The sequence below is a fragment of the Dactylosporangium thailandense genome (assembly GCF_059739745.1).
This window is the reverse complement of record NZ_AP029195.1, coordinates 422,483-444,408: the sequence shown is the minus strand read 5'-3', so window position 1 is coordinate 444,408 and position 21,926 is coordinate 422,483. Positions and strand designations below refer to the sequence as shown.

19 protein-coding genes are annotated in these 21,926 nt (G+C 74.3%); 8 read left to right on the top strand and 11 right to left on the bottom strand.

What is annotated here, in order from left to right:
- Positions 1-44: 44 nt before the first annotated feature.
- On the bottom strand, positions 45-1,490 hold the full coding sequence (locus AC6JBM_RS01825; protein WP_497981862.1) for a bis-aminopropyl spermidine synthase family protein: 1,446 nt from the start codon (positions 1,488-1,490) through the stop codon (positions 45-47).
- Positions 1,491-1,835: 345 nt separating this feature from the next.
- On the opposite strand from AC6JBM_RS01825, the gene AC6JBM_RS01820 reads away from it, so the two are divergent.
- Positions 1,836-3,908 (top strand): M4 family metallopeptidase, encoded by a 2,073-nt coding sequence (locus tag AC6JBM_RS01820; RefSeq protein ID WP_497981861.1) that lies wholly within the window; start codon positions 1,836-1,838, stop codon positions 3,906-3,908.
- Between the two features lie 65 nt (positions 3,909-3,973).
- Here the strand turns inward: AC6JBM_RS01820 and AC6JBM_RS01815 are convergent, their stop codons facing one another.
- Positions 3,974-4,360: a PPOX class F420-dependent oxidoreductase gene (locus AC6JBM_RS01815; protein ID WP_497981860.1), complete on the bottom strand. Its 387-nt coding sequence runs from the start codon at positions 4,358-4,360 to the stop codon at positions 3,974-3,976.
- 94 nt (positions 4,361-4,454) lie between these two features.
- Here AC6JBM_RS01815 and AC6JBM_RS01810 point away from each other — a divergent pair, with 94 nt between their 5' ends.
- Positions 4,455-7,616: an ATP-binding protein gene (locus AC6JBM_RS01810; protein ID WP_497981859.1), complete on the top strand. Its 3,162-nt coding sequence runs from the start codon at positions 4,455-4,457 to the stop codon at positions 7,614-7,616.
- Here AC6JBM_RS01810 and AC6JBM_RS01805 read toward each other — a convergent pair.
- Positions 7,595-8,044, bottom strand: coding sequence for a GNAT family N-acetyltransferase (locus AC6JBM_RS01805; RefSeq protein ID WP_497981858.1), 450 nt, complete (start codon positions 8,042-8,044; stop codon positions 7,595-7,597). The genes AC6JBM_RS01810 and AC6JBM_RS01805 overlap by 22 nt on opposite strands.
- Before the next feature lie 78 nt (positions 8,045-8,122).
- On the opposite strand from AC6JBM_RS01805, the gene AC6JBM_RS01800 reads away from it, so the two are divergent.
- The 3 genes from AC6JBM_RS01800 to AC6JBM_RS01790 are packed head-to-tail and all read left to right on the top strand — an operon-like array spanning position 8,123 to position 10,415.
- Positions 8,123-8,653 (top strand): hypothetical protein, encoded by a 531-nt coding sequence (locus AC6JBM_RS01800; protein WP_497981857.1) that lies wholly within the window; start codon positions 8,123-8,125, stop codon positions 8,651-8,653.
- 11 nt (positions 8,654-8,664) lie between these two features.
- Complete coding sequence (locus tag AC6JBM_RS01795) at positions 8,665-9,777, top strand: sensor histidine kinase (protein ID WP_497981856.1); 1,113 nt, start codon at positions 8,665-8,667, stop codon at positions 9,775-9,777.
- Positions 9,774-10,415, top strand: coding sequence for a response regulator (locus AC6JBM_RS01790; RefSeq protein ID WP_497981855.1), 642 nt, complete (start codon positions 9,774-9,776; stop codon positions 10,413-10,415). Before AC6JBM_RS01795 ends, AC6JBM_RS01790 begins: the two co-directional genes overlap by 4 nt.
- 2 nt (positions 10,416-10,417) lie before the next feature.
- Here the strand turns inward: AC6JBM_RS01790 and AC6JBM_RS01785 are convergent, their stop codons facing one another.
- On the bottom strand, positions 10,418-11,161 hold the full coding sequence (locus AC6JBM_RS01785; protein ID WP_497981854.1) for a hypothetical protein: 744 nt from the start codon (positions 11,159-11,161) through the stop codon (positions 10,418-10,420).
- Positions 11,162-11,547: 386 nt separating this feature from the next.
- Between AC6JBM_RS01785 and AC6JBM_RS01780 the strand changes: the two genes are divergently transcribed.
- Positions 11,548-12,219 carry a hypothetical protein gene (locus AC6JBM_RS01780; RefSeq protein WP_497981853.1) on the top strand — a complete coding sequence of 224 codons (672 nt, stop codon included), beginning with the start codon at positions 11,548-11,550 and terminating at the stop codon, positions 12,217-12,219.
- 22 nt (positions 12,220-12,241) lie between these two features.
- On the opposite strand, the gene AC6JBM_RS01775 is transcribed toward AC6JBM_RS01780, so the two are convergent.
- Genes AC6JBM_RS01775 through AC6JBM_RS01765 form a run of 3 tightly spaced genes read right to left on the bottom strand, consistent with a single transcriptional unit; the run spans position 12,242 to position 15,031 of the window.
- Entirely contained in the window at positions 12,242-13,348 is a 1,107-nt protein-coding gene (locus tag AC6JBM_RS01775; RefSeq protein WP_497981852.1) for a nitronate monooxygenase, read from the bottom strand.
- Positions 13,349-13,375: 27 nt separating this feature from the next.
- On the bottom strand, positions 13,376-14,053 hold the full coding sequence (locus AC6JBM_RS01770; RefSeq protein WP_497981851.1) for a SanA/YdcF family protein: 678 nt from the start codon (positions 14,051-14,053) through the stop codon (positions 13,376-13,378).
- Positions 14,054-14,077: 24 nt separating this feature from the next.
- Positions 14,078-15,031 carry a carbohydrate kinase family protein gene (locus AC6JBM_RS01765; RefSeq protein WP_497981850.1) on the bottom strand — a complete coding sequence of 318 codons (954 nt, stop codon included), beginning with the start codon at positions 15,029-15,031 and terminating at the stop codon, positions 14,078-14,080.
- A 19-nt stretch (positions 15,032-15,050) separates the two neighbouring features.
- Here AC6JBM_RS01765 and AC6JBM_RS01760 point away from each other — a divergent pair, with 19 nt between their 5' ends.
- Positions 15,051-17,033 (top strand): vWA domain-containing protein, encoded by a 1,983-nt coding sequence (locus AC6JBM_RS01760; protein WP_497981849.1) that lies wholly within the window; start codon positions 15,051-15,053, stop codon positions 17,031-17,033.
- Between the two features lie 10 nt (positions 17,034-17,043).
- Complete coding sequence (locus AC6JBM_RS01755) at positions 17,044-18,447, top strand: extracellular solute-binding protein (RefSeq protein ID WP_497981848.1); 1,404 nt, start codon at positions 17,044-17,046, stop codon at positions 18,445-18,447.
- On the opposite strand, the gene AC6JBM_RS01750 is transcribed toward AC6JBM_RS01755, so the two are convergent.
- From AC6JBM_RS01750 to AC6JBM_RS01735, 4 genes are all read right to left on the bottom strand, one after another.
- Positions 18,435-19,226, bottom strand: a complete 792-nt coding sequence (locus AC6JBM_RS01750; protein ID WP_497981847.1) for an alpha/beta hydrolase — start codon at positions 19,224-19,226, stop codon at positions 18,435-18,437. The genes AC6JBM_RS01755 and AC6JBM_RS01750 overlap by 13 nt on opposite strands.
- A gap of 36 nt (positions 19,227-19,262) precedes the next feature.
- Positions 19,263-19,991, bottom strand: a complete 729-nt coding sequence (locus tag AC6JBM_RS01745) for a class I SAM-dependent methyltransferase (RefSeq protein ID WP_497981846.1) — start codon at positions 19,989-19,991, stop codon at positions 19,263-19,265.
- A gap of 73 nt (positions 19,992-20,064) precedes the next feature.
- Entirely contained in the window at positions 20,065-20,730 is a 666-nt protein-coding gene (locus AC6JBM_RS01740) for a response regulator (protein WP_497981845.1), read from the bottom strand.
- Complete coding sequence (locus AC6JBM_RS01735) at positions 20,727-21,926, bottom strand: sensor histidine kinase (RefSeq protein ID WP_497981844.1); 1,200 nt, start codon at positions 21,924-21,926, stop codon at positions 20,727-20,729. The genes AC6JBM_RS01740 and AC6JBM_RS01735 overlap by 4 nt, the downstream gene beginning before the upstream one ends.

Sequence of the window (21,926 nt, the reverse complement as noted above, 5' to 3'; positions counted from 1 at the left end):
GTCCTGTTCGCCGGGCTGCCGGTGTGACCGGAGCCGCGGGGCGCTCACGCCCGCAGGAGCGCGACGATCACATGGCGGGGCAGGTCGATCAGGCGCGCGTCGAGGTAGCCGGGCCGCCCGATCAGCTCCGCCGCACGCCGCTGGGCGGCCGTCCTGGTCGAGCCGGGATCGGCCCGCATCAGCGCGTCGCGCAGCACGTTGCCGACCCGGCCGTGCACGTGCGTGAGCAGGTGGCCGGCGACGCCCTCGGCCGGGCGCAGCACCGCCTCCACGGTCGCCTGCCTCGGGCCGGGCGTGCTGCGGCGCAGGCGCAGGTCCCACTTGGCCCCGACCAGCTCGCGCAGGGCGGCCTGAGCGGCCTCGTCGCGCAGGTCGGGGTGGTTGTTCGCGACGAGCAGCGTGACCCGCGGGACGTTGAGCGCGAGCAGCACCCGGGCCAGCCACGGGCCGGGGTCGCCGGCGAGGTCCACGGTGAGCTCGTCGGCCTTGAGCGGGCCGCCGCCGAGGATGCGGGCCGGGCCCCGGGCGGCCGCGCCCTCGAGGGACTGCTCGCCGTGGGTGTAGATGTTGGCCGAGCCGGCGAGCTTGTCGAGGCGGCGGTCGAGGACCTGCCAGGTGTGCGGGGTCGGGCGGCAGACGTAGAGGTCGCTGGCGCTGCCGACGGCCTGGGCGCCGTGGTACCGGTTGAACCCGGGCAGCATCGCCTCGATCGCGAGGTCGAGGTCGAGCACGGCCCGCTGGACCTTGAGGCCGAGGGCGGGGGTGAGGGGGCTGAAGCCGTACGCCATCACGAGGCGCCCGTTCGTGCGGTCCCGCAGCGCCTGCGCGCCGCGGCCGAGGAAGAGCTGCACCCCCTCGGGCGTGTAGGGCGGGTCGGTGAAGATGACGTCCGCGGTGCCCACGAGCGCGGGCGGGAGCCCGAAGCGCAGGTCGGCCTGGTAACAGGCGATCCCCGCGCCCTGCCCGTCGATGTAGGCCAGCAGCCGCTCGTCGACGTCGACGACGACGATCTCGGTGTCGGGCAGGGCCTGGCGGGCCGCGAGCGAGGTGAGGTCGTGGTCGCCGACGCACACCAGGCGGGCGCCGGCCAGGTCGTAGGTCTCGGCCAGCCAGCGCGCGCGGCGGCGGGCCGTCTCCTCGGTGGCGGAGACGTGGTCGAGGGCCTGGTCGGCCCGGGGCGCGCCGGCGATCAGGGCGCCCATGCCCGCGACCTCGGGCACGTCGCGCAGGCCGGCGAGGTCGAAGCGCTCGACGTACGACTCCCGGATCGACGGCTCCAGGATCACCCGTTCGTGGTCCTCGCGCAGGTCCGGGCCGGCCGCGCGCAGGAGCGCCTCGACGGTGCGGCGCGGGACGGCGTGGTCGCGGACGAGGTCCTCGAGGGTCGCCGGCGCGACCGTGAGCGCCTGGATCAGCTCCCGCAGACGGCGCCCCGCGATCCCGGATGCCGAGACGAGGGCGGCCACCGCGTCGATCGGCTCGGGCTCCACCGGGGCACCCTACCATCGCGAATCTCTGGGGTTGACAGTTAAAAGTTAACCGGGAGTAGCGGTTGGGGCCGCCTGAGATCTACAGAGCGCAAGATTTCTTGGATGTTTCGAGCCCCCAAGTACAGGGTGGGGGCGAGGGTGCCGGTAGGGCATCGACCCTTGTCCAACTCTTCGAATGTGTGTGATCGTCCTCGCATCGCTGCAAGTCGATGTCGACGGCGGGCCTCCGTACGGCGCGCACACCGGCCCTCAGACGCTTCGACGTGCGCGTGACCTCCATTGGTTCCGGCCCCTCCCGTCACACATTCCCCGGTGGGTTCGGGTCGTTGCTGAAAGAAGGCACCCTTGAAGCTCTCCCCACGGTTCGCTACAGCGGCCGGAGTGTTCGCGGTCGGGCTGGTCACAGCCGGCACGGCCGCGGCCGTACAAGCCACGAACGCCTCTGCCTCCACGGACGCCGTCGAGGTGTCCAACGCCGTCGCCGCCCAGTCGGTCGACTCGTTCGTCAAGAGCAAGCCGAGCGCGATCCAGCCGAGCGCCGACGACGCCTACGTGCAGAAGTCGGTCACGGCCTCGGGCAACGCCAAGTACATCGCGTACGAACGGACCTACAAGGGCCTGAAGGTGACGGGCGGTGACTTCGTCGTCGTCACGGACAAGTCCGGCGCGACGCAGTACACCTCGGTCTCCCAGACCAAGGCGATCGGCAACCTCTCGACGACCCCGTCGATCACCTCGGCGGCCGCCGAGTCCGTCGCCAAGGCCCAGCTCAAGACGGTCAACAACGTCGAGGGCACCAACCTCGTCGTGTACACGCTCGACGGGGCGGCCAAGCTCGCGTACGAGACCACGGTGTCCGGCACCGGCGCCGAGGGTGCCAGCCGCCTCACCGTCGACGTCGACGCGGCGACCGGCGCGGTGCTCAACACCACCGAGCACGTCATGGCGGGCACCGGCACCGGCTGGATCAACGGCTCGGTGACGATCAACACCACGCAGTCGGGCAGCACGTACAGCATGAAGGACCCGACCTACACCAACGTCTCCTGCCAGGACGCGGCGAACAACACCACGTTCTCGGGCAGCGACGACGTCTGGGGCAACGGGACCGGCACCAACCGCGAGACCGGCTGCGTCGACGCCCTGTACGTCGCGCAGAAGGAACTCTCGATGCTGTCCACGTGGCTGGGCCGCAACGGCTTCAACGGCTCGGGCGGCGGCTGGCCGATCCGCGTCGGCCTGAACGACCAGAACGCCTACTACGACGGCACCCAGATCCAGATCGGCAAGAACACCGCCGGCCAGTGGATCGCCTCCGCCGACGTCGTGGGTCACGAGGCCGGGCACGGCATCGACGACACCACCCCGGGTGGCATCTCCAAGAGCGGCACCCAGGAGTTCGTCGCGGACACGTTCGGCGCGGCCACCGAGTGGTTCGCGAACAACCCGAACGACCCGCCGGACTACCTGGTCGGCGAGGAGGTCAACCTGGTCGGCAGCGGCCCGATCCGCAACATGTACAACCCGTCGGCCGTCGGCGACTCGAACTGCTACTCCAGCAGCACGCCCGGCTCGGAGGTCCACGCGGCCGCCGGCCCCGGCAACCACTGGTTCTACCTGATGGCCCAGGGCTCCGCCGGTAACGGCCAGCCCGCCAGCCCGACCTGCAACGGCTCGACCGTCAGCAACCCGCTGGGCATCCAGAACGCCATCAAGGTCATGTACAACGCGATGCTGATGAAGACCTCGTCGTCGTCGTACCTGAAGTACCGCACCTGGACGCTGACCGCGGCCAAGAACCTCTTCCCGGGCAGCTGCACCCAGTTCAACACGGTCAAGGCCGCGTGGGACGCGGTGTCCGTGCCGGCGCAGTCGGGCGACCCGACCTGCACCGGTGGCACCACCCCGCCGCCCACCACGAGCAGCCCGACCGGCGGCCCGACCACCACGCCGCCGACCGGCACCTGCTCCGGCCAGAAGCTGCTCAACCCCGGCTTCGAGTCCGGCGCGACGTCGTGGACCGGCACCACCGGCAGCATCGGCCAGTGGGCCAGCTCGGGCCAGGCCGCCCACGGCGGCACGTACAGCTCCTGGCTGGACGGTTACGGCTCGACCCACACCGAGGCGATCCAGCAGTCGGTGACCGTCCCGTCCGGATGTACGGCGACCCTGTCGTTCTACGTCCACATCGACTCGGCCGAGACGACCACCACGACCCAGTACGACAAGCTGACCATCTCGGCCGGCTCGACGACCCTGGGCACGCTGTCGAACCTCAACAAGGCCTCCGGGTACCAGCTGAAGAGCTACACCTTCACCGGTACCGGCGCGGCGGTCGCCATCAAGTTCAGCGGCACCGAGGACTCCTCGCTGCAGACCTCGTTCGTCATTGACGACACGGCCGTCACGCTGGGCTAGCACCTGCTCGTCGGAGGGCCCGGGCCGCGCGTCGCCCGGGCCCTTCCGCTGTCCGCAACGTGTGTCTACAGCGTGATGGCGATGCCGATCACCGGCGGCCGCTTGAGGCGCAGCACCCCGGTGAGGAAGTTGCCGGCCCGGGACAGGAAGTACTTGCGCGCGATGTACCGCCGCGCCCGCGCCGTGCCCGCCTCGTCGAGCAGCCGCGCGGTCCCGGCCGCGGTCGGCGCGCCCTCCTTGACCGTCCCGCGGACGTTGCACGGGGTGAGTTCGACCCGCCCGTCGTTGCGGATGCGCTTGACCTTCCACGCGTCGAGGTTGGAGATGACGAACACCTCGCCGTCGTGCACCGCGTGCCACACCGGCGTCGCGACGGGGGTGCCGTTCTTGCGGTACGTGGTCAGGCGGACGTACCCGGCCCGCTCAATCGCCTGCGCTGCGTCGGCATTCATGGTGTAAGTGTGCCGTCCGTTCGGCCGGACTTGGCGCGCCGGGCTCGCTGCCGCGGTGTCCGGCCCCGTACGCTCGTCGCGTCCCAGGCAGGCGATGACGGAGGGGGTCCGGGCCATCCTCCAGTTCCGCATTCTCGGGCCGCTCGAGGTCGACAGCGCCGCCGGGCCGGTCGACACCGGCACGCCGAAGCAGCGCGCCGTGCTGGCCATGCTCGCCACCCAGCCCGGCCGGATCGTCTCCGTGCAGCGGCTCATCGACGAGCTGTGGGCCGACGAGCCGCCGGAGCGGGCGATCGCGTCGCTGCAGGCCTACGTCTCCCGCCTGCGCCGCGCGCTTGAGCCCGGCCGCACCGCCCGGGACCGCTCGGCGGTGCTGGTCAGCCGGGCACCCGGCTACGTGCTGCAGGTCCCGCCCGAGTCCGTCGACGCCGCCCGGTTCGCCGCCGCCGTCGAGCAGGGCGGCGACCCCGCCGTCGTGGTGAAGACGCTGACCGGGGCGCTGGAGCTGTGGCGGGGCGACCCGCTGCCGGAGCTCGGCGAGTCGTCGCTGGCCCGGGCCGAGCGGGGCCGGCTGCAGGAGCTGCGGCTGACCGCGATCGAACGGCACTCGGAGGCCCTGCTCGCCCTCGGCCGCGCCTCCGAGGTGGTGTACCGCACCGAGACCGCCCTCGCCGAGGCCCCCTACCGCGAACGGCTCTGGGGACAGCTCATGCTCGCGCTGTACCGCAGCGGGCGGCAGGCCGACGCGATGGCCGCCTTCACCCGGGCGCGCCAGGGGCTGGCCGAGGAGCTGGGCATCGAGCCGGGCCCGGCCCTGCAGCAGCTCGCGCAGGAGATCCTGCGCCAGGCCCCGAACCTGGACCCCCCGGCCCCGGCGCCGATCGCGCCCGCCGAGCCTGTCGCGGCTCCCGTTCCCGACATTCCCGACCCGAAAAGCGAACCGGAGAGCAGCGCCGGCGAGCTCGTCGGGCGCGACGCCGAGCTGCGCACCGTCGACCGGCTCCTCGCCGAGGCCGCCGCGGGTCACGGCCGGCTCCTGCTCGTCTCCGGCAGCCCCGGCATCGGCAAGTCGGCCCTGCTGCGCGAGCTCGCCGCCCGCGCACCGGGACTCGTCGGCTCCGGCACCGGCGTCGACGGCGAGGCGCCGCCGGTGTTCGTGCCCTGGGCCCAGATCCTGCGCGGCATCGCGTCCGGCCGGCGCGCGGCGACGGCCCTGGCCGAGGCCTTCGCGCCCTACGGCAACCTCCCCGCCGTCCTCGACCCGACCCTCGGCGACGTGCTGCCCATGCCCGCCGCCGAGCGGATCGCCGACCCGGAGATGGCGCGCTCCCGGCTGCTGCAGGGCATCGTCGACGGCCTCAGCCGGCTCGCCGGGTCCGGGCCGCTCGTCATCGTGCTCGACGACGCGCACTGGCTCGACGCGCCGTCGACCGTGCTGCTCACCATGTTCGCCAAGGCGCTGCGCGGGGCCAAGGTGCTGCTCGCCGTCGGGTACCGCGAGGCCGAGCTCGCCCCCGGCGCGCCCCTGGCCGGCGTGCTCGCCGAGCTCGTCGCCGACCCGGCCGCGGTCCGGATGCCGCTGGACGGCCTCGGCCCGGACGGCATCGCCGCGCTCGCGCGCTCGGTCACCGGCGGCGAGGTGCCCGCCGAGACGGTGGCGATGCTGGCCGACCGCACCGGCGGCAACCCGTTCTTCGTCGTCGAGCTGCTGCGCGTGCTCGTCGCCGAGCACACCCTGTCGCCCGAGCATGTGCCGGTCCGGGTCCAGGAGGTGGTCCGCCGCCGCCTCGCCAAGCTCCCCGGGCAGGTCAACGCGGTGCTCGCGGTCGCCGCCGTGCTCGGGCGCGAGGTGGCCGTGCCGGTGCTGCGCGACGTCGTGCAGCTCGACGAGCTGGCGCTGTTCGACACCCTCGACACGGCCGTGGTCGCCGGGCTGCTGACCGCCACCGACGACCCCGGCCTGCTGCGCTTCTCCCACGATCTCGTGCGCCAGACCGCGTACCAGGACCAGGGCCCGCTGCGCCGCGCCCGGCTGCACGCCCGGGCCGCCCAGGCGCTGCGCGACACCGGGCTCGGCACCGCCGCCCAGCTCGCCGGGCACCTGCGCGCCGCGCTGCCGGTGCTCTCGCCCTTCGACGTGGTGCCCGCCCTGGCCTCGGCCGCCCGCGAGGCCTACGAGCGCACCGCCCACGAGCAGGCCGACGAGCTGCTCGGCGAGGGCCTGGAGCTGCTGCACCGCGTCCCCGCGGGCGAGCGCCGCGACGTCGCCGAGCTCGACCTGCGCATCCGGCTCGCGTACATGCGCCAGGCCAGCGACGGCTACCTGGCGCCGCTCGCCGCCGAGCAGTACGCCGCGATGGAGCCGCTGCTGCTGCGCCTGCGCGGCCGGCCGGTGCTCGACGTGCTGCCGGCGCTGTGGGGGTACGCCTCCTTCCACACCGCCGCCGGGGACGTGGGGCGGGCCGTGTCGGTCGCCCGCAGCCCAGCGCACGGGCCCGGCGACCCGTGGGCCGCGGTCGTCGCCGAGGTCCACGAGGGCCACGCCGCGCTCACCGTGCCGGACCTGCCGAAGGCGCACGGGCACTTCGAGACCGCGCTCGCCGCGCTGCCCGGCGGGGAGCTGCCGGTGTTCCCGATCGTGAACTGGGACCCGGTGATCGGCGCCCTCGCCCCGGCCGCGATCGCGTGCGGGCTGCTCGGCGACGACGCCTCGGCCCAGGCCCACCTGCGGGCCGCCCGGGCGCGGGCGGGGCGGGTCGGCGAGCTGTTCCTGGACATGTACGTCGCGCACTTCACCGCGGTCGTGGCCGCCGACCGCGACGATCCCGGGGCCGCCGCGGCCGCCGCCCGCGACACCCTCGGGCTGGCGGAGCGGGGCGGGCACCGGGAGTACCGAAGCCTTGCCGCGCTCGTGCTGGGCTGGGCGGAGGTGCGCACCGGCGACCCGGCCGGGCTCGCGCGCATGGCCGCCGCGCGGGCGGACCTCGGCGACGCGATGCGCCGCTTCGGGCGCCTCGAGGGCCTCTACGCCGACGCGCTGCTCGCCCTCGACCGGCGCGAGGAGGCCGCCGCGGTCGCGGCCGCCGCGCTGGAGGCCGGCCTGCCGGGGCAGAGCGCCTTCGCCGAGCCGGACCTGCTGCGCCTGCGCTCCCTGGCGACCGGCGACCCGTCATGGGCCGCCGAGGCGGTGCGGCGGGCCGGGGAGCTGCACCACGCGCACGCGCTGGCCCGCGCTCAGCTCAGCGTGCGCTCGTAGCAGACGGAGAGCTCGGAGCCCTCGTACACGCCGAAGAGCGGGATCTGGCGGTACCCCTCCCGCTCGTAGAACCGCCGCGCGTCGGGCTGCTCGGTGCCGGTCTCCAGGCGCAGCAGCGGCCAGCCCCGGGCGGCCGCGCGCTCCTCCAGCGCGCGCAGCAGCGCCGTGGCGACGCCGGTGCCGCGTGCGTGCGGGGTGACGTACATCCGCTTGATCTCGGCGCTGTGCTCGTCCAGCTGCCGCAGCGCACCGCAGCCCACGGGCTCCCGGTCGTCCAGCGCGACGAGGAAGACGTCGACGTCGTCCGCGCTCGGGGCCTCGCCGGGTTCGTGGTCCTCGCCGCCGTAGCGCTCGTCCAGCTCCGCCACCTGCGCGGCGCGGAGCCGGACGCCGGCCGGGTCATCCCACGGTCGCTCCTCGATGATCACGGGTGGAGCCTAATCTCCACCCCCGGCTCCACCCGTGGGTGGCGGCTTTCGGGCACGGCGATCAATACCGTTCTCGCCATGAACACGACCACGCTGCTCATCGCCGCCGCCGTCATCGTCCTGCTCCTGGTCCGCCGCTGCATCGGGGAGCCGCTCGAGGCCCGCCGGCTGATCCTCCCGCCGGTGCTGCTGATCATCCTCGGCGGGTACAGCCTCGCGCAGATCGACTTCGCGACCGCGGCCCGGCACCCGGTCCTCGACGGCGCGGTGCTCGGCCTCGGCGCGCTCGTCGCGGTCGCGGGCGGGATCGTGCGCGGCCTCACCGTGAAGGTCTTCGTGCAGCAGGGACACGTGTGGTACCGCTACACGCTCGTCACCATCGCGGTGTGGCTCGGCCTCGTGGTGCTGCGGCTCGGGCAGACGTTCGCCGGCCGCGCGCTCGGCGCCGACCAGGCGGTGCTGAGCGCCGGGCTGCTGCTCGTGCTCGGCCTGAGCTTCCTCGGCGAGGCCGCGATCGTCGGGCGGCGCGCGATCGCCACCGGCGCCCCGTTCGCCCCGAAGGGCGCCCGGCGCGTCGCCCGCAACGGCGGCGTCATCGGCGGGAACTGAGCGTGACGGCGATGGCGCAGACTGGTGCGGTGCTCGAGTTCGTGACCGAACGCCGCATCGCGCGGTACCGCCAACTGCGCTCGCTGATCATCCTGCTCATCGTGACCGTCGCCATGGTGCAGGACGACCCCCGGCCCGGGCTCTCCGGCCGGGGCCTCGCCCTGTCGGCCGGGATCGCGATCGGGGCGGCGGCGTGGATCGCGATGACGCTGCGCCTCGGGGGCCAGCGCCTGCAGCCGTACGCCATCGTGGTGTGCATGGCCACGGGCGTCGAGCTGACGCTGGCCCGTCCCGGCGGCTACGGCGCCGTGTTCTCCCTGGCCGCCGTGACGATCGCGTGCGCGTCGCTGCCGCTGGCCCGCGCCGCCGTGCTGACCGGCATCGGCGCCGTGCTGCTGGCCGCCGCCCACGCGATCGCCGGCTCCCCGCTCGAGTCGATCGTCATCTGGGCCGGCGCGATGCTGCTGCTGCTCCTGCTGGGCACGATCCGCCGCGAGCGCGAGGCCCGCGCGGCGCAGAACGAGCTGCTGGCCGACGAGCAGGCCAAGGCGGTCGCCCTGGCCGAACGCGCCCGGCTGGCCCGCGAGATCCACGACGTGCTGGCGCACTCGCTCTCGGCCCTGTCCCTGCAGCTGGAGACGGCGGCGGCCCTGCTGGAGCGGGACCGCGCGGCGGAGGCCGCGGTGATCGTCGACCGCGCGGGCCGCCTGGCGCGCGACGGCCTGACGGAGACCCGGCGCGCGGTGAGCGCGCTGCGCGGCGACCCGGTCCCGCTGCCGGAGCTGCTGCGCGAGCTCACCGCCGAGTCCGGCTTCACGCTGGTCGGCGAGGCCCGGGAGCTGAGCGCGGAGACGGGGCTGGCGTTGTACCGCAGCGCGCAGGAGGCCCTCACGAACGTCCGCAAACACGCGCCGGGCAGCTCCGTGCAGGTGCGGCTGGAGTACCGCGCGTCCGACGTCCGGCTCACCGTGCGCAACCACGGCCCCGCGGGCCCGCCGGCGACGGGCCTGTCGCCGGGCTACGGCCTGACGGGCCTGCGCGAGCGCGCCGAGCTGGCGGGCGGCACCTTCGAGGCCGGGCCGTCCGGCGACGGCTGGCTGGTGGATGTGAGGATGCCCGGGTGAGCATCCGCGTTGTCGTGGCCGACGATCAGACGGCCGTCCGGGAGGGCCTGGCCCTGATGCTGAGCCTCCTGGACGACGTGGAGGTCGTCGGCGAGGCCGCGGACGGCGAGGCGGCCCTGGACCTGGTGGCCGAGCACGGCCCCGACGTCGTCCTGATGGACCTGCGCATGCCCCGGATGGACGGCGTGGCGGCGACGGGCCAGATCCGCGCCCGGTTCCCGCAGACGCGCGTGGTGGTCCTGACGACGTTCGCCGACGACGACCACATCCTGTCGGCCCTGCAGGCGGGCGCCCTGGGCTACCTGACGAAGGACGCCGGCCGGGTCCAGATCGCGCAGGCGGTCCGCGCGGCTGCTGCGGGCCAGTCGGTCCTCGATCCTCAGGTCCAGCAGCGCCTCCTGGCCGCGGCCGTGCAGGGCTCGCCGGCCCCCGCTCCCGCCGACGACGGCCTGACGACCCGCGAGCGCGAGGTCCTGAGCCTGATCGCGACCGGCCTGTCGAACCGGGAGATCGCCGAACGCCTGTACGTGACGGAGGTGACCGTGAAGTCGCACATCAACCGCCTCTTCGCCAAGATCGGCGTCCGCGACCGGGCCCAGGCGGTCCGCTACGCTTACGAGCGCGGCCTGGCCTCGTAGCGTCACACTGCGTGACGACTCCATGATCCAATTTTTTCGGATCGGGTAAAATAGGGTTTGAAAGAGGAGCCGCGCCCGCCCGCCTCTCCTGTGTTTCCTGTGTCCTGCTCCTGTCCTTCTCCTGTTCGCGCTTCCGGCGAGGTGGAGTTGCGACGCCCGCTCAAAAGTGGTTGGCGCGGTGTCGTGCCGAGGGCGGCGCCAGGCGCGCTGACCGGCCGATGCGTCGCGCCGGTTGGGTTGCGCGGCAGGACCAGCCCGGAGCTGGACGCACGGTGGCCCGCGGCTGCTGAGCATGCCCGCTCCGACGGGTCCACGTCGTGCCGGCCCGCCACGGCCCGCACCGTCCGGCCAGCCAGTCCGCCGCCACTGCCCTGACCACTGACGTTGACCGGCTTGGGATCGCCGGCTCGGTAGGGCCCCTCGGCTCGTGGAAGATCGCGAACAGTATCTGCGATATCAGCAGGATCGGACGGTGCAGGCGGCGATCGGGGCTTGCCTTGATCGCCAGGGCAGTCGGGTCGGCGTGCGGTTGCCTCGGTCTCTGACCGCGCCGACCGTCGCCGCGTGGAATCGCGAAGTTCGAACTGCGTGACGATGCCGCCGAACTGGCCGGGATCGGTCTGGCGATCAGTGAGCGCGGCGCTCGCGACGGTGAGGAGGTCGTTGTCGACCTGGATGCCGTCGCGGTCGCGGCAGCGTTGCGGGCCGCGCGATAGGTCAGGCCGCGGCAGCGAGAGGGCGTCCACCCCAGCGGATGCCCTTCTCACTGCGGATGCGGGCGCGTTCGCGGCGTTGTGCGACCAGGACGTCGGGGTGGCTGGCGCAGGTAGGCGTGGATGGCCTTGGTCGTGGCCGGTTGGCTGGCGCGGTTGGAGCCGGCGACGGCGAACATGCGCAGGCGTCCGAAGTGGGCCTCGATCACAGCTCGACCTTGCGCCGGGCCGCCCACTGGCGGATCGCCGCGCCGCGGTGGGCGGAAAGATTGAGCGCGGCCAGAGTGTTCGTGGCGGACGTGCGGCGGCGTCCGCAGCAACTGCTGGCCCTCCCGGTCAGGCAGCCGCCGCACCCGCACAGGTTCTGCCACCCGACAGCCTGACCGCGACAACGCCGCCCGGCTTGCAGGCCGGGCGGCATGTCATCCAACACCGCGAACGTTTGTGGTCAGGGCACTACCCCGGCAAACTCCTCCACGTCGACGTCAAGAAGATCGGCCGCCGCGTCCATGGCCGTCACAGCCTCGAACGCCGCCGATCCCGCACCGGCACCCGGATCGGCTACGAATACGTCCACGCCGCGATCGACCGACCACACCCGCTTCGCCTCATTTACGCCGAACCTGCGCCGGGCCGCTGCTAACTTTGCGCAGCTCGGCATCGCCCGCAATCGCGACGCCTGGCCACCCTCGCCGACCTGGGCCACGAATCCACGCCTGCCGGTCAGACGCCCCAAGGGCGTCAAGCTCACCGAGCGGATCGCCGCCGCCGCGCACCACCTGATCACGCGGCCTACGATGCGTCGTGCACATTCCGGGGTATCTGAAGGGATTCCGGCCGCCGCTGCCGACCTCGCCGCTGGTCGACGCCACGAGTTGGATCGACGACGAACTGTTCTGGCCGGCGTGAGCATGGCCCGCTCGGAGCGCCTAGTGCCGATCGGCGGCAGGACCATGCACCTGGTCGTGTGCAACCTGCCGGACGACGCCGGCATCGATTGGCTGCCCGACGCCGAGGTGCGTGCCACGGTAGAAGACGGCGGATACCACACGGGCCGGGGCCTCGCCGGATCGTGGCCAGCACGTGCGTAAACCCACCACCGCCGGCGGCCGATCAGGCCTTCGCGACCAGCCGCTCGAGCGCGGCGCCGGCCGGGCCTCCCTCGGCGAACCGGAAGCCCGCCCCCGCCCACAGGTTGACCCGCTCGGCGTCCCCGGCCTGCGCGGCGGCCCGCCGCAGCGGGGTCGTGAGGTAGTGGACGGCGGGGTACCCCGACGGCGCCGACTCGTGGTGCCGCTCGACGAACCCGTTGCGCAGCGCCCGCGCCGGCCGCCCGCTGAACGCCCGCGTGAGCACAGTGTCCACAGTGGACCACATCCCGGTCCCGACGAGCCCGCCGTCGTCCGGCTCGGGGGCGGCCAGCACGGACTCGTCGCCCGCCGCGGCCAGCCCGGCGCGCTGCGCCGCCTCGGCCAGGGCCGCCTTGTGCACCGCCGAGGCGCCGCTCTCGTCCGTGCGCAGCAGCGCGGTGCCCACCATCACGGCCTCCGCCCCCGCCTCCAGCGCCGCCGTCACGTCGTCCGCCGTGCCCACCCCGCCCGCCGCGATCACCGGCAGGCCGGCCACGCCGAGCACCGCGCGGACCAGGTCCGGCAGCGGCACGTCGCGCGGGAGCACCGCCGGCGTGAAGGTGCCCGAGTGCGCGCCGGCGTCCGAGGACTGCACGATCAGGCCGTCGACGCCCAGCTCGGCGGCGGCGCGGGCCTCCACCGTGGACGTCACGGTCTGCAGGACCACGGTGCCGGCCCGGCGCAGGGCGGCCACCGTCGCGGGCTCGGGCAGCGCGAACGTGAAGGAGACCACGGGCACCGGGCGGGCCAGCAGCAGGTCGATCTTGGCCGGCCAGTCGTCGTCGTGCTCCACGATCGCCGCGTCGGCCAGGTTCAGGCCGTAGGCGTCCGCCTCCGGCTGCAGGCTCCGGGCATACGCCCGGAATTCGGACGGATCCACCGGAACCGGGTTCGGGGCGAAGACGTTCACGCCGAAGCGGCCCTCCACCCGGTCCAGCTGGGCGGCCAGGTCGGCCGCCGTCCGGTAGCCCGCGGCCAGGAAGCCCAGGGAGCCGGCACGGGCGGCCGCCGTCACCAGATCCGGGGTCGTCGGGCCACCGGCCATGGGAGCGGCCAGCACGGGAAGGGACACACCGAGCAGGGACGTCATGTACCGATCATCCCTCACGGCGCGCGGTCAGCCCTGGTTCAGCGCGTCCTGGACCGATGTCTCGCGCCTGCCCAGGAAGACCGGGTCGCGGCCGGACAGGACGTCCCACGCGGCCTTGTCCGCCGCGCCGTACTCGCGCACCGAAGCCTGCGTCCACGGCACCCGGAACCGCCGCATCGTCGTGTCGCCCACGCCCGAGGCGTCGACGCCCAGGTGGCGGCACAGGGCGATCGCGCGCTCCAGGTGGAACGCCTGCGTGACGATGATCATCTTGTCGACGCCGAAGACTCGCCTGGCCCGTGCGCAGGAGTCGTACGTGTCGAAGCCCGCATGATCCTCGATGATCCGCCCCGCGGGGACGCCGTGGGCGTTGAGCCACAGCCACATGTTGCCCGGCTCGTCGTAGCCCCAGTCCATGTGGTCGCCGGAGACCAGGATCGCCTGGACCTTGCCGGCCGCGTACAGCTGCCGGGCCAGCTCCAGCCGCGCCTCCAGGAACGGCGACGGCGACCCGTCGTCGTACACCTGCGCCCCCAGCACCATGACCACGGGCGCCGGCGGCACCGAGGCGACGTCGAAGACGTGCCCCCACGCCTGCAGCCGCAGCCACATGCCGCTCTCGGCCGTGATGAGGCCGCCGACGATCGCCGCCGCGACCCCCAGCCGCACCGCCCGGTGAAGCCAGGCCCGCCACTTCACGCGCATCGGCAGATTCTCGGTCCCGGCGCGTCAAGCCGGCATGAAGTGGGCATCCGCCCGCTCCATCGCGGCGGCCAGCTCGGCCTCGGTGATGAGCTCCTCGTGCGTGCCGGGGGCGCCGCACGCGAAGGCGCCCGAGACCGCACCGGCCAGCGCGCACTCCGGCAGGGGCCGGCCCTGCAGCCAGCGGCTCATGAAGGCGGTGCTGTAGGCGTCGCCGGCGCCGTTGGAGTCGACGACCGGGCGCTCCGGGCGGGCCGCCGGGAAGCGCAGGACGGACGGCCCCGACCACTCGGCGAGCACCCGGGAGCCCGACTCGCCCTCGGTGGCGACCACGACCGAGGCCCGGCCCTCGGCGAGGATGCGGCGCATGACGTCGTCGATCCGGTCCGGTACCGCGGCCGAGGAGAGGAACACCAGATCCGCCTCGCTCGCCATCGGCCACGCCCAGTCCGCCTCGCCGTCCCAGGCGTGGATGTCCGTCGAGGTCGAGATGCCGAGCTCACGGGCGGCGGCCCAGACGGCGGGCGTGCGCTGGGTGGCCACGTGCACGTGCGCGGCGCGCTCGACGAGGGGCAGGTAGAAGTCCTCCGGGAAGAGGTACCCGTCCGGGTGACGCCCGTCGAAGAACGAGAACCGGCGACCGGCCGCGTCGACGAGGTTCACGCTGCGCGGGGTGCCGTTCGGCGCCGTGACCGACACGAAGTCGAGGCCCGCGGCGGCGTAGCGGGCCCGGATGAGGGCGCCCTGCTCGTCGTCGCCGAGCAGGTCGGCGAAGCGCGTGCGCAGCCCCAGCGCGTGGAATCCGAGCGCCACGCCGTTGCCCGAATGGGCGACATAGTCGCGGATCGGCGGCACCGGCAGGTTGTCGCTGGCGGGGAGGGCGAGCTCGGGCACGCGGACGATCGTGTCCACCCCGGCTCCTCCGAGCACCAGCACGTCGAAGTCCACCACCGGGGCAGCATAGACGGCGGGAATGGACATCGAGGGGCATGATAGGGGCATGGCCGGCGCGGGGGACGACGGGAACGGCCGGGAGTCGGCGCGGCCGCTGGTGTCGATCCTCGTCGCGCTGTTCACCGGCGCGGGCATCGCGCTGCAGCAGCTGTCGACGGGGCAGCCGGCGTCGTTCGCGCGCTGGGCGATGCTCATCGGCGGCTCGATCATCGGCGGCCTCGGCGGCCTGTTCGCCGCGGGCCTGTTCGAGTCGCTGCTGCACTGGTCCGGCGACGTCCTGCAGAAGCTGCGCACGCTGCTGCGGCCGCGGGTGCTCGCCTTCGTCGGCGGGCTGTGCCTCACCGCGCTGGCGGCCGGCTACGTCGTGCCGCCCGCGATCGACTTCACGCGGCGCTGGTGGCGCGGGTGCGAGCGGCCCGCCGCGGTGCGGGTGCTGACCTCGCCGGAGCAGCTGGATGCCGTACGCGGGCTCGCCGACGCCTACGAGTCGGCCACGGCCGCGGCGAACCACGGGTGCCCGACCGCCGAGCTGTACGTGTACGCGGCCCGCCCCGACGACGCCCGCGAGGCCGTCGGCAGCGGCTGGAGCAACGACGCGCTGCGGCAGATCGGCCCGCGGCCCGACGTGTGGCTGCCCGACTCCACCGCCGACGTCGACGCGGCCCGGGACGCGGCCGCGCGCTTCGCGGTGCCGGTGCCGATCGCCGAGCAGCGGGTCATCGCCGCCTCCCCGGTGGTGCTCGGCGTGCCCGCGGCCGCGCTGCCCGACGACCTCGCCCAGCGGCGCGAGGAGCTGAGCTGGAAGCAGCTGTGGGGCGAGGTCGAGCGGCGCGACTGGGACGTGCTGCGGCCCGACCCGGGGGTCTCGGGCGCGGGGGCGCTGGCCACGACGGTGCTGTACGACAAGACGCACGCCGACGCCCCGGCCGCCCGCGCGATCGAGCAGCGCATCGAGCGCTCCCTGGACGCTGGCGGCTTCCCGCTCGGCGACAGCACCGAGCTGCTGTGCCGCAAGCGTGCCGGCGACCCGCACAAGGCCGCGGTGCTCACCACCGAGCAGGCGCTGGTCCGGTTCAACCAGGGCCTCGGCTGCGGCCTCGACGAGGGGCCGCCCGACGCCGAGCAGACCCTCGTCGCCTTCTACCCCGGCGACACGGTCGGCGCCGACCACCCGATCGTGCGCCTCGGCTGGGACACCACCGCGGCCCCGGCCACGGCCGCGGTCAAGGACCTCGAGGGCTGGCTGGGCCGCGACGAGGGCAAGCGGGCCCTGGTCCGCGCGGCGCTGCGGCCGCCGCCCCTGTTCGACGTCGCCGATCCGCTCACGGAACGCTTCGGCGCGCACGCCGGGGTCGTCTTCGAGCGCCGCCCCCCGTCACCCGACACCGTCCGGACGACGCGGCAACGGTACTCCCAGGCAAGGCGCCCCGGCCGCATCCTGCTCGCCCTGGACGTCTCGGGTTCGATGCAGACCCTGGCCGACGGCCGCCGGACGCGCTTGCAGGTGGCCTCGGCCGGCGTCGGGCGCGCCCTGGAGCTGATGAGCGGCCGCGACGAGTTCGGGCTGCGGGTGTTCCCGGCCGACGGGCGGGGCACCGGCGCCCGCGACATCGTGCCGCTGGGCCGGGCCGACGTCGCGGTCTCGGGTGTACCGCGGGCCAAGGCCGCCGCCGACGGTCTCGCCCAGGTCCGGCCGGCGGGCGGCACCCCGCTGCTGCAGACGATCGGGGACGGCGTGGACACCGCGGCGAAGGGCCTCGACGAGCAGATCGCGGGCCTGGTCGTGCTGACCGACGGCAACGACACCAGCGGCCTGGACCCGGGCAGCGTGGACGCCGTCGTGCGCGGCAAGGGCGTGCGCGTGTTCGTGATCGCGATCGGCGAGGCGAGCTGCGGCGCGTTCGGCCTGAAGGACATCACCGCACACTCCGGCGGCGCCTGCTACGACGCCGCGACCGGCTCGATCGGCGACATCCTGCGGGACCTGTTCGGCCTGCTCTGGGGAGGCGAGCCTGCCGATGGCGGCTGAAGAATCCACAGTGGACATCAAGCGGAAGCCCTTCGGGAAGCCGGACTGGCTCACGTGGCCGAAGCGGCGGCCCCGGGCCGAGCTCGTCGCGGCCGGGATCGTCGCGGGGGTCGTGGTCACGCTGCTCGTGAACGCGTTCGTCGTGCCGTGGTTCGGCGACGACGGCGCGGCCGAGGACGGGGAGCTCGTCATCCTCAGCGGGCGCGACGACGGGTACGGCAACCAGCGCCAGGCCCTCGTCGACCAGTGGAACGCGCTGCACCCGCGCAACCCGGCCCGCATCGAGGAGCTCGCCGCGGTCGCCGACGCCCAGCGCAGCGAGATGGTCGCCCGGGCGCAGGGCGGCGGCCGGGGCGACGCCGACATCTACGACCTCGACGTGACCTGGACGGCGGAGTTCGCCTCGCAGGGGTACATCCGCGAGCTCGGCGCGGACACCACCGGCTTCCTGCCGGCCCCGCTGGCGACGTGCCGCTACGACGGGAAGCTGTGGGCGCTGCCGTTCAACACCGACGCCGGGCTGCTGTACTACCGCGACGACTACGTGGGCACCCCGCCGACGAGCTGGCCCCAGCTGGTCGCCGCGGCCCAGTCGGTGCTCACCGGCTTCGGCGCGCTGTCCGGCGACGCCTCCCGCCCGGGCGCCGGCTACGCCGGCCAGCTCGCCGACTACGAGGGGCTGACGGTCAACGCGCTGGAGGCGATCTGGGGCGCGGGCGGCGACGTGGTGGACGGCGACGGCGCCGTCGTCATCGACTCCAAGGAGGCGCAGGACGGGCTGACCCGGCTCGCGTCCGGGCTGAGCAGGTCCTCGCCGCAGGTGATCCTGCCCGAGTCGGCGACCTTCGACGAGCAGGCCGCGACCCAGGCCTTCGCCGAGGGCAAGGTGCTGTTCATGCGCAACTGGCCGGTCGCGCACCGGACCCTGGACCCGCCGGCGGACCTGGCCGCCGCGCCCGGCCCGTCCTCGTCGCCGGGGGCGGCCCCGCCGGCCCCGCCCGCGCCCGACACCCGCCCGGCCCTGGCGTTCGGGGTGACCCGGCTGCCCGGGCCGAGCGCGCTGGGCGGGCAGAACCTCGCGGTCTCGGCCCACAGCCGCCGCCCGAACGCGGCCCGGCAGCTCATCGAGTTCCTCACCAGCGAGCGCAGCCAGCAGATCCTGTTCGAGCGGGGCGGGTTCGCGGCCACCCGCGAGATCGTGTACCGCGACGCGCAGGTGGTGCGGCGCTACCGGTACGCCCCGACGCTGCTCGAGGCGATCCGCTCGGCCCGCACCCGCCCGGTGACCCCGCACTACGCGCAGTTCTCGGAGACGTTCCGGGCGATCGTCCGCGAGGCGCTCGCCGACGGCGGAAGGCTCCCCGCCGACGCGAAGCCGAGGCTGGAGGCGGCGCTGAAGGGCTACAAGCGCTGAGTGCCGGCGTCGGGCGCGGCGACGACCCCGGCGATCGCCCACAGGCTCTCGGTGCCGGGCTCGAAGTAGCCGTCGTGCCCGTCCACGCCCCCGACCGGGATCGCGGTGGCGCCGAAGCCGGCCTCGTAGGGGGGCGCGCCGTGCCCGGCCCCGGCGATCCGCACGCCCGGGATGCGGCGGGTCCAGTCGTTCGCGGCGGTCCCGGCCCACACGTGCGCGGAGGTGTGCAGGTCCGCGGCCCGGGTGACGCCCAGGCCGGGGCTGCCCAGCGCGACGATGTCGGTGACCCGGTGGTCGAGCCCGTGCGCGGCCAGCCCGGCGACGGTCGAGCCGTAGCTGTGCCCGACGACGACGATGCGCTCCCCCGGCAGCCGGCTCACGAACTCGCGCAGCGCCGCGGCGCCGGCCGAGGCCAGGTCCTCGCGGGCCGCGTCGAGGCCGACGCCGTGCGGCGGGTGGTAGCCGAGCCAGGCCACGACGGCGACCCGGGATTCGCCGCGGGCCGCGATCGCGTCGAGGAGCTGCCGCGCCTGCCAGGCGGGGGCCCGGCGCTGGACGCCGCCGAGCCCGCGGTCGAAGTTCGCCGCGGTCGTGTCCACGCCGGGGATGAGGACCACGACGGTGCGGGCCGTGCTCAGCTCGCCCACGATCTCCAGGGCGCGCCCGTCGGCGAGCCGGACGTCGGCCATCGGCAGCGGCGCCGGGGTGGCGGGGGCGCGGGTGGGGCCGAAGACGGTGAGGGCGGCGGCGAGGACGGGGAGCAGCAGCAGCGTTCTCATGCCGCAGAAGCTAGGAATCAGGTGTACCCCGGATCGTCATACCGGGGAGCGGTCATGCGACTCCCTCCGGGGTACTGCCGAAACCTCGGGGGTACTGAAGAACGCCATCGGGTCGTGGGTGCCGTTGTGCACGGGCGCCGCGAGCCGCAGGCGCCGCTTCACGCCGGCGAGGTGGTCGTGCAGGTCGGGGTCGCCGTGCCGGGACGCGGTGAGGTGCCCGATCCCCCGCTCCCGCAGCCAGCGCAGCAGCACCGCGCCCTCGCTGTTCGGCCACGGGCGGCGGCCGTGGTAGACGTCGTGCACGGCCACGGCGACGCCGGGCTTGAGGCGCTGGAAGATCCCGGCGGTGTACCAGCGGGCGAACCCGGCCGTGTGCAGGGCGTCGACGAACACGAAGCCGGGATCGGCGGGCAGCTCGGCGGCGCGGACGTCGCCGCGCACGAACCGCCAGCGGGTGCGGGTCAGCTCGTCGGGCAGGCTGCGGCGGGCGTGGTCGATTCGGTCGTAGGTGTGCAGCACGCCGTCGCCGTTGTCGCGCAGGGCGCGCAGCAGCCAGGAGGTCGACCAGCCGTGGTACGAGCCGATCTCGACCACGGTGTGCGGGCGCAGCGCGCGGACGGTGAGGTAGCTGATCTCGGCCTCGATGTCGTCCAGCTTCGGGCGCATCGGGGCCTGAGCCAGCAGTTCCCGTTGTTCCTCGCGGGCGGCGCGCAGGGCGTCGGCGTGCTCGCGGTACCAGGCGATGATGGTCTCGACGGAGTACATGCCGCGCAAGGTAGGGGCGCGGGACCGGCCCGGTCGTCCCTCCGCGGAGCCACGCGCAGGGGCTACCCGGGTACTACTCCCCCGCGGTGACGACCCCGGACTCGTAGGCGAAGACGACCGCCTGGGCCCGGTCGCGCAGGTCGAGCTTCTGCAGCACGCGGCTCACGTGGGTCTTCACGGTCTGCTCGGCGACGACGAGGGTCTCGGCGATCTCGGCGTTGGACCGGCCGCGGGCGATCAGCCGCAGCACCTCGACCTCGCGCGGGGTGAGCTCGCGCAGCCTGGCCGGGGTGTGGTTGACGGCCCTCGGGCGGGCCGCGAACTCCTCGATGAGCTTGCGGGTCACCGAGGGCGCGAGCAGGCCGTCGCCGGCCGCGACGACCCGGACCGCGTTGACGAGCTCGGCGGCGGGGGCGTCCTTGAGCAGGAAGCCGGACGCGCCGGCGCGCAGCGCCTCGAACACGTAGTCGTCGAGGTCGAACGTGGTGAGCATGAGCACCCGGGGCCGGTGCAGGCCGGGGCCGACGTCGAGGATGCGGCGGGTGGCCTGCAGGCCGTCGAGGACCGGCATGCGGATGTCCATGAGCACCACGTCGGGCGCCCGCTCGCGGGCCAGGGTCACGCCCTGCTCGCCGTCGGGGGCGTCGCCGACGACGGTGAAGTCGGGCTGGGCGGCCAGCAGCGCGGCGAAGCCCTGGCGGACCATCGCCTGGTCGTCGACGATGAGGATCTTGATCATGCGTCTCCCAGGGGCAGCGTGGCGACGACTTCGTAGCCGCCGTCGGCGGCCGGTCCGGCGCGCAGGGTCCCGCCGATGGCGGCGGCGCGTTCCTGCATGCCGATGAGCCCGTGGCCGCCCTTGCCCTCCGGGGCCGGCGGGGCGCCGGTGGGCTCGTTGCGCACGAAGACCCGCAGCTCGGCCTTGTCGCGGAAGATGACGATGGCGACGGGGGCGCCGGCCGCGTGGCGGCGGGCGTTGGACAGCGCCTCCTGCACGATGCGGTAGGCGGCCAGCCCGACGCCGGGCGGGACCTCGATGCCGGGGGCGGGCGAGTACTCGACCTGGACCCCGGCCGCACGGGCCTGCCGGACCAGGCCGCCGAGCTCGTCCAGGGCCGGCTGGGGCTCGGTGAGCGGGACGGAGTCGTCGCGCAGCACGCCGAGCAGGCGCCGCATCTCGGTGAGGGCCTCTCGCGAGGTACCGGCGATGGCTTGCAGCTCTTCGGCCACGGCCGGGGGCACGCCCTCGATGCGGTAGACCGCGGTCTCGGCCCGCACCGCGATGAGCGACATGTGGTGCGCGACGATGTCGTGCATCTCGCGGGCGATCCGGTTGCGCTCCTCGGCGACGGTCGAGCGGGTCTGGGCGATCTCGGTGCGCTCGGCCTCGGCGGCGAGCTCGCGCTGGACCTCGCGGCGGCGGCGGATCTGGTCGCCGACGACGAGCAGGGCGAGCACGAGCAGCAGCAGGCCGGCGACGTTGGCGGGCTGGACGTAGCCGAGCACGAGCAGCCAGGCACTGACGCCGACCCAGATGACGATGTTGCGGGAGTGCCGGATCGCGACGACGGTGAGGATGAGCGGGAAGCTCAGGATCTGCACGGGCTGGAAGGGCCACGGGGTGCCCTGGTCGATGTGCAGGCTCAGGCTGGTGTAGATCGCCGAGACGAACGCGATCCGCCAGGCCAGCAGCGGGCGGGTGGCGACCAGCGCGATCGGGGCGCCGATGAGCGCCGAGCAGAGGATGATCTGGCCCCAGTGGGCGTTGCCCTCGCGGCGGACGTTGCCCAGGTAGTACTCGTAGGCGAGCAGGCCCGCGAGCAGCCCGGCGATGACGCCGATCAGCGGCAGCGCGCGGCCGAGCCGGGTTCTGGGGTGGACCGCGGGATCCCGGGCGGCGATGAGCCCCCACAGGCCGCGCGCGATCCACCCCAC

Coding starts and splice junctions, on each gene's coding strand:
- AC6JBM_RS01815 (WP_497981860.1), bottom strand. CDS start 4,360: ATGAATGCCGACGCAGCGCAGGCGATTGAGCGGGCCGGGTACGTCCGC.
- AC6JBM_RS01810 (WP_497981859.1), top strand. CDS start 4,455: ATGACGGAGGGGGTCCGGGCCATCCTCCAGTTCCGCATTCTCGGGCCG.
- AC6JBM_RS01800 (WP_497981857.1), top strand. CDS start 8,123: ATGAACACGACCACGCTGCTCATCGCCGCCGCCGTCATCGTCCTGCTC.
- AC6JBM_RS01795 (WP_497981856.1), top strand. CDS start 8,665: ATGGCGCAGACTGGTGCGGTGCTCGAGTTCGTGACCGAACGCCGCATC.
- AC6JBM_RS01780 (WP_497981853.1), top strand. CDS start 11,548: ATGTCATCCAACACCGCGAACGTTTGTGGTCAGGGCACTACCCCGGCA.
- AC6JBM_RS01775 (WP_497981852.1), bottom strand. CDS start 13,348: ATGACGTCCCTGCTCGGTGTGTCCCTTCCCGTGCTGGCCGCTCCCATG.
- AC6JBM_RS01770 (WP_497981851.1), bottom strand. CDS start 14,053: ATGCGCGTGAAGTGGCGGGCCTGGCTTCACCGGGCGGTGCGGCTGGGG.
- AC6JBM_RS01765 (WP_497981850.1), bottom strand. CDS start 15,031: ATGTCCATTCCCGCCGTCTATGCTGCCCCGGTGGTGGACTTCGACGTG.
- AC6JBM_RS01760 (WP_497981849.1), top strand. CDS start 15,051: ATGGCCGGCGCGGGGGACGACGGGAACGGCCGGGAGTCGGCGCGGCCG.
- AC6JBM_RS01750 (WP_497981847.1), bottom strand. CDS start 19,226: ATGAGAACGCTGCTGCTGCTCCCCGTCCTCGCCGCCGCCCTCACCGTC.
- AC6JBM_RS01745 (WP_497981846.1), bottom strand. CDS start 19,991: ATGTACTCCGTCGAGACCATCATCGCCTGGTACCGCGAGCACGCCGAC.
- AC6JBM_RS01740 (WP_497981845.1), bottom strand. CDS start 20,730: ATGATCAAGATCCTCATCGTCGACGACCAGGCGATGGTCCGCCAGGGC.